The sequence below is a fragment of the Hydrogenophaga sp. IBVHS1 genome (genome assembly GCF_002127265.1).
Classification (GTDB): domain Bacteria; phylum Pseudomonadota; class Gammaproteobacteria; order Burkholderiales; family Burkholderiaceae_C; genus Hydrogenophaga.
Genome location: NZ_NFUU01000001.1, coordinates 2216774 through 2229237, shown reverse-complemented (window position 1 = coordinate 2229237; position 12464 = coordinate 2216774). Strand labels below are relative to the sequence as shown.

At 64.2% G+C, this 12464-nt stretch carries 12 protein-coding genes; 8 read left to right on the top strand and 4 right to left on the bottom strand.

Annotated elements, in window-relative coordinates; all coding sequences use genetic code 11:
* Nucleotides 1–106: 106 nt before the first annotated feature.
* The 4 genes from CAP37_RS10635 to CAP37_RS10620 form a co-directional block, all read right to left on the bottom strand.
* On the bottom strand, nucleotides 107–1609 hold the full coding sequence (locus CAP37_RS10635; protein ID WP_086124132.1) for a tripartite tricarboxylate transporter permease: 1503 nt from the start codon (nucleotides 1607–1609) through the stop codon (nucleotides 107–109).
* A complete protein-coding gene (locus CAP37_RS10630) occupies nucleotides 1606–2115 on the bottom strand; it encodes a tripartite tricarboxylate transporter TctB family protein (RefSeq protein WP_086124131.1) in 510 nt (169 codons plus the stop codon). The genes CAP37_RS10635 and CAP37_RS10630 overlap by 4 nt, the downstream gene beginning before the upstream one ends.
* Nucleotides 2116–2182: 67 nt before the next feature.
* Complete coding sequence (locus tag CAP37_RS10625) at nucleotides 2183–3196, bottom strand: tripartite tricarboxylate transporter substrate binding protein (protein WP_218776846.1); 1014 nt, start codon at nucleotides 3194–3196, stop codon at nucleotides 2183–2185.
* 217 nt (nucleotides 3197–3413) lie between these two features.
* On the bottom strand, nucleotides 3414–4226 hold the full coding sequence (locus CAP37_RS10620) for a shikimate dehydrogenase (RefSeq protein ID WP_086124130.1): 813 nt from the start codon (nucleotides 4224–4226) through the stop codon (nucleotides 3414–3416).
* A 76-nt stretch (nucleotides 4227–4302) separates the two neighbouring features.
* On the opposite strand from CAP37_RS10620, the gene CAP37_RS10615 reads away from it, so the two are divergent.
* The 8 genes from CAP37_RS10615 (at nucleotide 4303) to CAP37_RS10580 (ending at nucleotide 12448) form a co-directional block, all read left to right on the top strand.
* The gene (locus CAP37_RS10615; RefSeq protein WP_086124129.1) at nucleotides 4303–5136 is read left to right on the top strand and encodes an IclR family transcriptional regulator; all 834 of its coding nucleotides are present in this window, start codon (nucleotides 4303–4305) and stop codon (nucleotides 5134–5136) included.
* Between the two features lie 17 nt (nucleotides 5137–5153).
* Nucleotides 5154–5969, top strand: a complete 816-nt coding sequence (locus CAP37_RS10610; protein WP_086124128.1) for a sugar phosphate isomerase/epimerase — start codon at nucleotides 5154–5156, stop codon at nucleotides 5967–5969.
* Nucleotides 5970–5986: 17 nt separating this feature from the next.
* Nucleotides 5987–7147, top strand: a complete 1161-nt coding sequence (locus CAP37_RS10605) for an acyl-CoA dehydrogenase family protein (protein ID WP_086124127.1) — start codon at nucleotides 5987–5989, stop codon at nucleotides 7145–7147.
* A gap of 7 nt (nucleotides 7148–7154) precedes the next feature.
* Entirely contained in the window at nucleotides 7155–8759 is a 1605-nt protein-coding gene (locus tag CAP37_RS10600) for an acyl CoA:acetate/3-ketoacid CoA transferase (protein ID WP_086124126.1), read from the top strand.
* Nucleotides 8756–9436, top strand: a complete 681-nt coding sequence (locus tag CAP37_RS10595; protein WP_086124125.1) for a TetR/AcrR family transcriptional regulator — start codon at nucleotides 8756–8758, stop codon at nucleotides 9434–9436. The genes CAP37_RS10600 and CAP37_RS10595 overlap by 4 nt, the downstream gene beginning before the upstream one ends.
* A 116-nt stretch (nucleotides 9437–9552) precedes the next feature.
* Entirely contained in the window at nucleotides 9553–10086 is a 534-nt protein-coding gene (locus tag CAP37_RS10590; RefSeq protein WP_086124124.1) for a TRAP transporter small permease, read from the top strand.
* Between the two features lie 18 nt (nucleotides 10087–10104).
* Nucleotides 10105–11385: a TRAP transporter large permease gene (locus CAP37_RS10585; protein WP_086124123.1), complete on the top strand. Its 1281-nt coding sequence runs from the start codon at nucleotides 10105–10107 to the stop codon at nucleotides 11383–11385.
* 64 nt (nucleotides 11386–11449) lie between these two features.
* Complete coding sequence (locus CAP37_RS10580) at nucleotides 11450–12448, top strand: TRAP transporter substrate-binding protein (protein WP_086124122.1); 999 nt, start codon at nucleotides 11450–11452, stop codon at nucleotides 12446–12448.
* Nucleotides 12449–12464 lie beyond the last annotated feature (16 nt).

The window sequence follows — 12464 nt, the reverse complement described above, 5'->3', positions numbered from 1 at the left end:
CTTCAAATGCAAAGATTGCATTCTCTGAAGCTGTCCCTCACGACCCAACGACTATGAAGTAGTTTGTTTATGGACTCAAAGCATATGAGGGCGCCACACCCACCGCTCAGGCCGTGTTCTTGCCGTACCGCAGGCGCTTGTACCAGGCCGTCTGACTGACCAGCGTGAACACCAGTGCCGCCAGAATGATCGCCGAGAGCGGCGTGGTGAAGAACTCGGTGAAGAAGAGGCCCACGTCTTCTCCGGTGGACAGCATGGTCTGGCGGTAACTGCGGTCCATCAGGGGGCCCAGGATCATGCCCAGCACCACCGGCCCCACCTGGAAGCCATACATCTTGAGGAAGTAGCCGAACAGCCCGAAGCCCAGCATCCAGTACACGTCCACCGGGTTGTTGTTGATGGCGTAGGCGCCCACTGCCGAAAGCACCAGGATGAGCGGCAGCAGCACGGGCTTGGGCGTTTCCACGATCTTGGCGAACAGCTTGATGCCGGTGAGGCCGAAGAACAGCAGGAAGATGTTGGCCAGGGTGAGCGAGCCGACGATGAACCAGAACAGGTGCGGCGTCTCGATCATCAGCAGCGGCCCGGGTTTGAGACCGTGGATGTAGAGCGCACCGATGATCACGGCGGTCACCGCATCGCCGGGAATGCCGAGCGTGAGCATGGGCACATAGGCACCACCGACCGCCGCGTTGTTGGCAGACTCCGGCGCCACCAGCCCTTCGTAGGCGCCTTCGCCAAACGGGCGCGACGGGTTCTTGACGGTGCGCTTGGCATGGTCGTAGGCCATGAGCGCCGCGATGTCGCCGCCAGCGCCGGGGAGAGCGCCCACCACCACACCGATGGCCGAGGTGCGGGTGGCCAGCGGCAGGTGTTTGCGAAGCAGGGCCCAGGACGGAATGATCTTGCTGACGTTCTGTTTGATGGCCTTGAGCTTGAGCTCGTGCAGTTGCGCAATGACTTCGGACACGCCGAAGAACCCGATCATGGCGGCGATGTAGGAGATGCCGGCCGACATCTGGAGACTGCCGAACGTCAACCGTTGCTCGCCAGTCATGGGGTCCAGACCGACGCAGGAAATGAGGGCGCCGAGCGCACCGGCAAAAATGCCTTTGGACAGCGATTCGCCCGACAGGCTGCCCACCAGCAGGATGCCCCAGATCGCCAGCAGCAGGTATTCGCGTGGGCCGAACTTCAGCGCCAGGCTCGATACCGCAGGCGCGGCCACGGCCAGCGCCAGGATGCCGATGAAGCCGCCATAGACCGAGACGATGGTGGTGAGGCCAATGGCCTGGCCGGCTTCGCCGCGCTTGGCCAGCGGGTAACCATCGAGGCCCGTGGCAATGGCGGCGGGCGCGCCGGGAATGTTCAGCAAGATGGCGCTGCGCGAGCCACCATAGACACCGCCGAGGTAGATGCCCGAGATCAACGCCAGCGCGTGGTTGACGTCCCACTTGAAGGTGAAGGAGATCAGGATGGACACCGCCATGGTGACGGACAGGCCCGGAATGGCACCGATGTAGATGCCGGCAAAGGTGCCCAGCGCGGTGAGCAGCAGCATCCGGATGTCCAGCCAGGACATCAGGAAATAACCGAGGGCTTCCATCATTTCAGCAACTCCGGCAGGTAGGGGCCAACCAGGCTGCCAGCGGGCAGGATGACCGAGAAGGCGGTGCGGAAGACGATGAAGATGGCCGCCAGCACCAGGGCGCTGATCAGCAGATTGAGCAGCACTCGGCGGCTGCCCAGCAGGTACATGGACAAGGCCAGGAAAACGTAGGAGGCGAGGAGAAAGCCGATGTACTCCATGCCCAGCATGTAGAGAAAGATGAGCACCGAGAACAGCACCAGCTGCAGCGGCGTGATCTTGCGCACGAACTGCTGGGCGGTGGTTTCGCCGTTCTCCAGGTTCAACTTCTTGCGCGCGGTTTTCACCACGTTCAACAGCCCGGTGATGGCCATCGCTGCGGCGCAGAACGCCGGGAAGGTGCCGGGCGCTGCCAGCGAATCAAAACTGGAGATGTGGTAGGCCGTCCAGAGCAGGAACAGGCTCACGAGAACGAGCAGGACCATGAAGGTGAGCTCGCCCGCCAGTCGAGGGTGGCTGGTGTGCATCGCGTGTCTCCTCGAATGAATGAGGCGGGTGATCCGGCCGCCGCCTGCGCCGGATCACCCGGGCGGATCAGGGCTTGGGGATGCCCAGCGTGGCGGGATCGACCTTGGCCGTGCCTGCGGTCTGGTACAGCCACGCGGTGGTGGACTGCCACTTCCGGATGAAGGCATCGGCCTCGGCGCCACTGAGGTTGAGCATGGTGGTGCCACGGCCTTCCATCAACTTGCGGTACTGCGGGTTCTCGCCGGCCTTCTTGAAGGCCGCCACCAGCTTGGCTTTCACCGGTTCCGGTGTTTCCTTGCGCACGAACACGCCGTAGAACGAGCCCCAGGGCAGGTACTTGGGCAGCGCGCGCAGCGAGGGCGCATCCGTCATGGGCGGAATGCCCTGGAAGGGCTTGTTGTCGAGCACGCCCAGCGCCTTGAGGCGGCCCGCCTTCACGTGTTCAATGACCGCGCCGGAGGCGATGAAGCCGAAGTCGATGTGGCCGCCCTGAAGCGCGGCAATGGCCGGGCCGTCGCCATCGAACGGCACCAGGATGGTTTCGAAGCTGGTGAGGCTTTTCACCATGGTGTTCACGGTGAAGGGCACGGTGCCTTGCCCGGCGAGGTACTGCTTGAGCTTCTTGGGGTTGGCCTGCACGTGGCTGAGCAGATCCTGCATCGTGTTCCACGGTGCGTCGTTACGCGCCACCAGAATGATGGAGTTGGCGATTGCCGCGATGTTGATCGGATAGAACTTGTCGTAGTCGAAATCGGCCATGCCCATCACGCGGAACAGCGCTTGCGGCTCCGCGCCCATGAGCAGCGTGTAGCCGTCGGCGGGTTGCTGCAGCACGAAGTTCGCACCGATGGCGCCAGCCGCACCGGGCTTGTTCTGCAGCACGATCTTTTTGCCCAGCGCCTCTTCGGCATAGGGCGCGTAGCCGCGCATGGCGACATCGGTACCGCCGCCAGCGCCCCACTGGATCACGGCCGTCACATCGCGTTCGGGATAGCCCTGCGCGTTGGCAGGCCCACCCAGGGTGGCAGCGGCCATGGCAGCCATGGCGGTGACGAGAAACTGGCGTTTGAAAATCTGCATGGTGTTGTCTCCTTTTGGGTTCACGAATCAAGTCTTTGCACCCGGCCTTCCGGGTTCCGGCATTCAATGTAGAAGCAGGCCGCGTGGGGGTCCACGGTTATCTGGCGCCTCCAGTTCGATCAGCATCCCGATTCGTTCGATGATCGAACGCAACGCGGGTTAGTCCTTAGTCCCCCATCCTTCATTGGTTGGGCCAGTGACCCGCAGGCGGCGGTTTTCATCGACCCAGCAGGAATTCGACGATCAGGTCTTTCACCCGATCGAACATTTCGATGCCCGTGAGGCTCCCGCAACCCCGCTCGCGGGCGGCCGCGATGAAGGGCGAAACCGCAGGTGCCGTGATGGCGCACGCGGCCATGGCGCCGGCTTGCAGGCGCGTCACGTCCACCGGGTAGGGGTCGCCTGTCCGCATGCCGGCGGGCGTGGCGTTGACCACGAGGTCGAAGCCTGCCGGGTCGGCACTGCCGTGCTCGACCGGGCAGAGCCCCAGCCCCGCGAGCATGTCCACCAGGGTCTGGCGGCGCGTGGCGTCGGTGTCGTGAACCGCGAGTCGGCTCACACCTGCGATCACCAGCGCGTGCGCAATGGCCGAGCCGGCGCCGCCGGCCCCCGCCACCAGAGCCGATTTGCCTTTGGGCTCGAAGCCCTTGTCCTGCAAGGCCGTCACGAAACCAAGCCCATCAAACATGTCGCCATGCCAGCCGCCGTTGGCACCACGGCGCATGGTGTTCACGGTCTGGAGAAACGCGGCCCGCTCCGAGGTGGTGGCACAGAGTTCGAAGCAGGCAAATTTGTGCGGCACCGTCACGATGATGCTGTCCACGTTTTGCGCCAGCGAGGCAGCAGCAACCCAGTCGGCGAGGTGGCGCGGCGACACATGGGCCGGCACCACGATCGCGTTGCGGCCCTGCGCCTGCAGCGCGCGCGTGACTTCGGCGGGCGACTTCACCTGGGCGATGGGGTCGCCCACGATGTAGTGGATGCGGGTGGCGCCGTTGAGGACATCCGCTGTGGAAGGGTGCTCAGACATGGATGGCGAAAGTAATGAAAAGTGGAATTAAATTCAATTATTGAACTTAATTCCGATTTTGGCTAGACTCTCCTGCATGAGCGGTGTACTTGAACGAACCCTGGGCATTCTGGAATTGCTGTCGCGGCACGGCGAAGGCATGGAACTGGCTGCGCTCGCCGACCAGCTTGAAATGCCTCGCAGTGCCGCACACCGGTTGCTCGCCGATCTGGTTCGTCTGGGCTATGTGCGCCAGGCCCGCGGGCGCGGCGACTACATGCTCACCACCCGACTGGTGAGCATGGGCCTGTCCTACCTGGGCCACAGCGGCATCGTCGACGTGGCGCAGCCCTTGCTGAACCACCTGGCCGAGGTGTCGGGCGAGCTGGTGCGGCTTTCGGTGGTGGACGGCGAGCGCCTGACCTGGGTGGCACGCGCCCAGGGCGCACGCCAGGGCCTGCGGTACGACCCCGACATGGGCATCGACGCGCAGCTCTCGTGTTCATCGTCTGGCTGGGCCTGGTTGTCCACCCTGAGCGACGACGAAGGCCTGGGCCTGCTGGCGCGCCAGGGATTGGGGCCCGTGCAGGCCTTTGGGCCCAACGCCCCCACCACCTTGCAGGCGGTCATGGACGCTGTGCGCGCCACGCGAGAACGCGGCTTCAGCATGACCACCGACACCTACAGCCTGGGCCTCGCGGCCATCTCAGCGCCAGTGCGGTTCGCCGGCCAGGCCGCCATGGGTGTCATCACCATCGCGGGCCCCACGGTGCGCTTCACGCCCGAGCGCATGCAGGAGCTCGGTCCCGAGCTGCTTTCGGTGGCAACTCAGCTGGCGGCCATCAGCGGCGCGTCGCCCTTCTTCAACCTCACCGCCGACACCGGCGGCAGCAGCGCTGCCGCCGGCCGCAAGCCGATCTACGCCCCCTGAACACGGGGCGCACCGCCATGACCCGCCTCTATTCCCTTGCCTACCTGGGCGCCCACCGATGCTCGCCCGCCGAAGCCATTGCCGTTGCAGCGGCCGAAGGCTATCAACACGTGGGCCTGCGGTTGTGGCCCAACGCACCGGGTGCTGCGCAGCAGTACCTGCTGGGTTACCCCGAGGCGCTGCGCGAGACCGTGGCCGCGCAGCGCGACACCGGCGTGGGCGTGCTGGATCTGGAGATCATCCGCATCGATGCAGGCTTCGATCCGCACACCTGGGATGCGCTGTACGACGCGGGCGCGGCACTTCAGGCCCGGGCCATTCTGGTGGCGGGTGACGACCGCGACGAGGCGCGCCTGATCGAGAGCTATGCCCGCCTGTGCGAGGTGATGGCGCCGTATGGGCTGACGGCCGATCTTGAATTCATGCCCTGGACCGGCGTACCTGATGCGAAGGCGGCGCTGCGCGTGGTTCGCGAGGCAGGCCAGCCGGCCAACGCCGGCATCCTGGTCGACGCGCTTCACTTCGGGCGCTCGCACACCACGCCGGACGACATCCGCGCCATTCCGCGCGCGCTGCTGCACTACGCGCAGATTTGCGATGCGGAGGCCGGCACGCACTTCAGCCACGAAGAAATGATCCACACCGCGCGCTGCGAACGCCTGCTGCCTGGCGAGGGCAGCATCGACCTGGCGGGTCTTTTCGATGCGCTGCCTGCAGATTTGCCGATCAGCGTGGAAGTGATCCACCTCGAGCGCGAGAAAACCACCGGTGTGAACGAATGGGCAGCGCGCTGCCTGGCCGCGAGCCGCCCGTTCGTGGAACGCCGGTCGTGATTCTCTGAAAGAACCCCATGGACTTTGCACTCAACGACGAGCAGAAGATGATGATCGACACGGTTCGCCGGTTCATCGCCGAAGAACTGCGCCCGCTCGAAGACACTCTGGAAGAGCAGGGCCACCTCGACCGCACGCAGGCGCAGGCCCTTCATGAGAAGTCGCGCGCGCTGGGACTGTACGCGCTGAACATGCCGGCCGGGCTGGGTGGCGCTGGCCTGTCGAACCTGGACCGCATCCTGTGCGAAGAACAGTTCGGCCACACCAGCGACTACCTGATCCGCCGCGCTTTCGGCAACGTGTACGAACCACTGCTGCATTGCAAGGGCGAGCAGGTGGCACGCTGGCTGCAGCCCGCAGTGGAAGGCACACGCACCTGCGCCATCGCCATCACCGAACCCGGTGCCGGATCGGACGCCGCTGGCATTCAGACCCATGCGAAAAAAACCGATGCGGGCTGGGTGCTCAACGGCAGCAAGCACTTCATCAGCGACGGCGAGTGGAGCGACTTTTTTCTCGTCTCGGCGCGCACCGGCGATAAAGAGATCTCCATGTTCATGGTCGACAAGGGCTTGCCGGGCTTCACCGTGGGCAAGGACCAGCCGATGATGGGCATCCGGGGCACGCCCCACCTGGAGCTGTTCTTCAGCGATGTGCCGCTGGAGCCCGCCGCTTTGCTGGGTGAAGAAGGACAGGGCTTCAAGCTCGCCATGGGTGCGCTCAACGTGGTGCGCCTCGCCCAGGTGGGCGCGCGCGCCGTGGGCAAGGCCACGCATGTGTGCGAGCTGATGCTGGACTACGCCAACGACCGCCAGCAGTTCAAGACCCGCATCGGCGATTTCCAGATGGTGCAGCAAATGCTGGCCGACAGCGTCATCGAGATCAACGCCGCGCGCTGGATGGTCTATCACGCGGCGTGGATGCTGGACCAGGGCCTGGACGCGCGTGAGCAGATCGCCATGGTGAAGGTGCACGCGGCCGAGACGCTGGGGCGCGTGGTCGATCGAGCGGTGCAGGTGTTTGGGGGCATGGGATTCTGCAAGGAACTGCCGATCGAGCGCTACTACCGCGACGCCCGCATCTACCGCATCTTCGATGGCACGAGCGAGATCCATCGCGGTGTCATTGCCAGGAGCGCGCTGAAGAAGGGCGCAGCGCTCTTCGACGTGCACCGGTGAGCCCGCCATGAGCGACAGCAAGTTCATGACCGCCGCGCAGGCCGTGGCACTCATTCGCGATGGCGACACCGTGGGCCTCATGGGCGGTGGTGGTGGCCTGATGGAAGCCACCCACGTGTTCGAGGCCGTGCAGGCGCGCTTTCTCGCCACGCAGCACCCGCGCGGCCTCACCGTGATGCACGCGCTCGGCATCGGCGACAAGAAGACCAAAGGCATGAACTGTTTCGCCCACGAAGGCCTGGTGCGGCGCGTGATCGGTGGGCACTGGGTGTGGTCGCCCGCCATGCAGCAGCTCGCGGTGGACGAAAAAATCGAGGCCTATATCCTGCCGGGCGGTGTGAGCAGCCAGCTCATGCGCGAGATCGGTGCCGGAAGACCGGGCCTGTTCACCCATGTGGGCCTGGGCACGGTGTGCGACCCGCGCCTGGGCGGTGGCCGCATGAACGCCACCGCGAAAGACGATCTGGCAGAGGTGGTGCACATGGATGGGCGCGAGTACCTGCGCTACAAGCCCTTTCCCATCCATGTGGCCATCGTTCGCGCCAGCGCAGCGGACGAAGACGGCAACATCAGCTTCGAGCACGAAGCCGCCAACCTCGATGCCCAGTCGCTCGCGCTGGCCGCACGCAACAGCGGGGGCAAGGTCATCGTGCAGGTGGCCGAACGCTTGCCCCGGGGTGCGCTGAAGGCGCGCGAGGTGCGCATTCCCAGCGCCTGGGTCGATGCCGTCGTCGTCGATCCCGACCAGCGCACCAGCTACGACATTCCGTTCGATCCGTCCTTCAGCGGTGAGCTCACCGGCGCGGCACGCGAGCGCAGCGAAGCGGCTGACCATGCGCGCGAAGTGGCGGCGGCGCAGGAAGCCTTCGGTGAGCGCCAGGCCATCGCCCGGCGTGCGGCGGTGGAGCTGTTCAACACCGGCAAGGCGCGCCCGGTGGTCAACTACGGCGTGGGTGTGCCCGATGCCGTGGCCCGGCTCATTGCCGCGCGCGGCGATCAGCACCGCCTCTACCAGACCATCGAGCACGGCACCTATGGCGGCACGCTGATGGACGGGGTGCTGTTTGGCTACGCGCGCAACGCCAGCGCCATGCTCGACGCCGCCACACAGTTCGACTTCTATGCCGGTGGCGGCCTCGACATCGCGTTTCTCGGCTTCGGCGAATTCGATGTCGAAGGCAGCGTCAATGTGAGCAAACTCGGTGGCCTCACCGTGGGCCCCGGCGGCTTCATCGACATCGCGCAGAACGCGCGCAAGGTGGTGTTTTGCGGCACGCTCGCGGCCAAGGGCGTGAAGCTGCAGACCGGCGACGGGCAGATGCGCGTGCTGCAGCAAGGCGCCGTGAAGAAGCTGGTGGAGCGTGTCGACCAGATCACCTTCAGCGGCCCGCAAAGCCTGGTGCGCGGACAGGAGGTGATCTACCTCACCGAGCGCGCCAGCTTCCGGCTCACCCCTCAGGGCATCGAGCTCTTCGAGATCGCTCCCGGCATCGATCTGCAGCGGGATGTGCTCGACCAGATGGCGTTTGCGCCCCTGCTGGCCGCCGACATGGGTGTGATGAGCGGCGAGCACTTCTGCGCCACGGAGGCTGCCCCTATACTGCCGAAATGAACGAAACGGTACATTCCCGGCGTCGAAGCACACGGGCCGCTCCGGTGGAAAAGGCGGTCACCCGCACCAACGATCCCGAGCGCACCATGGCCAACATCATGGAAGTGGCCATGGCCGAGTTCGCGGAAAAGGGTCTGGCGGGTGCACGCATCGACGAGATCGCGGCCGCCACGCGCACCAGCAAGCGCATGATTTACTACTATTTTGGTAGCAAAGAAGGTTTGTATCTGGCGGTTCTGGAAGAGTCCTATCGCCGCATGCGCGAGATAGAAAGTCAGCAGCACCTGCAGGACCTGGAACCCGAGGCGGCACTGCGCAGGCTGGTCGAGTTCACCTTCGACCACCACCACGACCATGAGAATTACATCCGCCTCGTCATGTCCGAAAACATGAACCGTGGCCAGTTTCTCGAGCAGAGCAAGAGCATTCAGCAACTCAATGTGCCGGCGATCTCCTCCATCCGGCAGCTGTACGAACGCGGCGTCGCCAAGGGCGTTTTCCGTCCCGGTCTGGACCCGATCGACATCCACGCTTCGATTTCGGCGCTCTCGTTCTTCAACGTGTCCAACCGCCACACCTTCGGCCTCATCTTCAAGCGCGACATGGCTTCGCCCGAAGCGCTGGCCGCGCGGCGCGCCAGCATCACCGAAATGATCGTTCGCTTCGTGCGCGCCTGAAGCGGGCACCCCTGAGAGCCGAGGCGACGGGCGGCGGAAAATTTCAGGGTTTCCCCTGATTATTGAAAACTAACCAGTTCGTACATTAATGTTTCCATTCCGTGAGGAGACAAGAAGTGGTGCAGAAATTCATTGATCGCTACTGCCGGGCCCTGGCCTGGTTGATGGTGGGCAGCCTGGTGCTGATGGTCGTGATGGTGTTCGGCAACGTGGTCATGCGCTACGGCTTCAATTCCGGCATCACCTTGTCCGAAGAGCTCTCGCGCTGGCTCTTCGTGTGGATGACCTTCATGGGTGCGGTGGTGGCGTTGAATGAGCGCGCCCACCTGGGCACCGACTCCCTGATCTCGCGCCTGCCCGTGCTGGGCAAGAAGCTGTGCCTGGCGGTGAGCCTGGTGCTGATGCTGTTTGTCTGCTGGCTGGTTTTTCAGGGTGCCTGGGAGCAGGTGAAGATCAACTGGGAATCGACCAGCGCCGTCATGCAGACCTCCATGGCGTATTTCTACGCCAGCGGCATGACCTTCGCCGTTCTGGCCGCGCCCGTGCTGCTGTTGAACCTCTGGCGTCTGGCGACCGGCCAGATGACTGAAAACGAGCTCATCGGCATCCGCGAGTCCGAAGAGATGCCTGTTGGCGATGCTCGCCCCTGAACCCAAGCGAGATTCACCATGACCATCGCCGTTTTCCTCGGTTCCCTGCTGGCCGCCATGGCTGTCGGCATTCCCATTTCCTTTGCGCTGCTGCTCAGTGGCGTGGCCCTGATGTGGCACCTGGATATTTTCGACGCGCAGATCCTCGCGCAGAACGTGATCGAAGGCTCCAACAGCTTCCCGCTGCTGGCCGTGCCCTTCTTCATGCTGGCGGGCGAGATCATGAACACTGGCGGCTTGTCCAGGCGCATCGTGAATTTCGCGATGGCGCTGGTGGGGCATGTGCGCGGCGGCCTGGGCTACGTCACCATCGTGGCGGCCTGCCTGCTCTCGGCGCTCTCAGGCTCGGCCGTGGCCGACGCCGCCGCGCTCACGGCGCTGCTGCTGCCGATGATGGTGAAGGCAGGCCACGACAAGGCCCGCAGCGGTGGCCTCATCGCGGCCTGCGGCGTGATCGGCCCCATCATCCCGCCCTCCATCGGCTTCGTGATCTTTGGCGTGGCGGCCAACGTGTCGATCTCCAAACTCTTCCTCGCCGGCATTTTCCCCGGCATCCTGCTGGCCGCTGGTCTGTGGGCCACCTGGTGGTGGACCACGCGCAAGGAGAAGCTGGAGCCGCCGCCGCGCAAATCCGCCGGTGAGGTGATGACCGCCATGCGCAGCGCAGGCTGGGCGCTGATGTTGCCGCTGATCATTCTGGTGGGCCTGCGCATGGGCGTGTTCACACCGACCGAGGCCGCCGTGGTGGCGGCGGTGTATGCGCTGTTTGTGGCCGGCGTGATCTACCGCGAACTGACCTGGAAGCAGCTGCACGAAGTGTTTCTGAATGCGGCCAAGACCACCGCCGTGATCATGTTCCTGGTGGCGGCCGCCATGGTCTCGGCCTGGCTGATCACAGTGGCCCAGTTGCCCGACCAGATCGTGACGCTGCTGCAGCCGCTGCTGGACAACCCCACGCTGCTGATGTTCGCGATCATGGCGCTCGTGATCGTGGTGGGCACCGCGATGGACATGACGCCCACCATCCTCATCCTCACGCCAGTGCTCATGCCGATCGTCAAGGCCGCCGGCATCGACCCGGTGTACTTCGGTGTGCTCTTCATCATCAACAACTCCATCGGCCTGGTCACACCGCCTGTGGGCACGGTGCTCAACACCGTGGCCGGCGTGGGCCGCATGCGCATGGACGACGTCACGCGTGGCGTGCTGCCGTTCATGCTGGTGCAGTTCGCGGTGATGTTCCTGATGGTGCTGTTCCCGCAGCTGGTGATGTGGCCCGCGAAGCTGCTGATTGGCTGACCTTTTTTTTTCTTTCCTCTCTTTACTTTCTTCTTTCTTCCCGCTCAATTCTCAGGAGACGACCATGAAACGCATGATGCTCAAAACCCTGGTGGCCGCCATGGCCCTCACCGCTTTTGGCGCCGCCCAGGCGCAAGACAAAACCATCAAGTTCGCCACCCAGAACCCCAAGGGCCATCCGATCGTGATGGGCCTGGAGAAATTCGCCGAGATCGTCACCGCGAAATCGGGCGGCAAGATCAAGGTCAACCTGTTTCCTGGTGGCACGCTGGGTAGCGACCAGGCCAACGTGTCGGCCATTCAGGGCGGCACGCTGGAGATGGCCTCCATGAACTCGGGCATCTTCGCCAGCCAGGTGAAGGAATTCGCCATCTACGACTTCCCGTTCATGTTCAACAACTCGGCGGAAGCAGACGCTGTGATGGACGGCCCGTTCGGCAAGAAGCTTCACGACAAGCTGCAGGAAAAAGGCCTGGTGGGCCTGGCTTACTTCGAGCTCGGTTTCCGCAACATCACCAACAGCCGGCGCCCCGTCACCAAGGTGGAAGACCTGTCTGGGCTCAAGCTGCGCGTGATCCCCAACCCGATCAACGTGGACTGGGTCAAGGCGCTCGGCGCCAACCCCACGCCACTGCCGTTTCCGGAGGTGTATGCCGCGCTGGAACAGAAGGCCATCGACGGGCAGGAAAACCCGGTGACCGTGATCAACGCCAACAAGTTTTACGAGGTGCAGAAGCACCTGGTGATGAGCAACCACCAGTACAACCCGCAGTCGGTGATCATCAGCAAGAAGTTCTGGGACACGCTCGACGCGGCCCAGAAAAAAATCATTTCTGACGCCGCCGTGGAAGCCGCGAAATACCAGCGAGAGCAGGCGCGCGGCCAGGTGGCTGCTGCGCTGGACAACATGAAGAAGAACGGCATGCAGGTGACCGAGCTGCCGGCGGCCGAGCTCTCCAAGCTGCGCGACCTGATGCGCCCGGTGACCGCCAAATACGCGGTCAACGTCGGCCAGGAAACCGTCAAGGAACTGCAGGCCGAACTGGCCAAGGTTCGCAAGTGAATCTCCGCCACCGCAG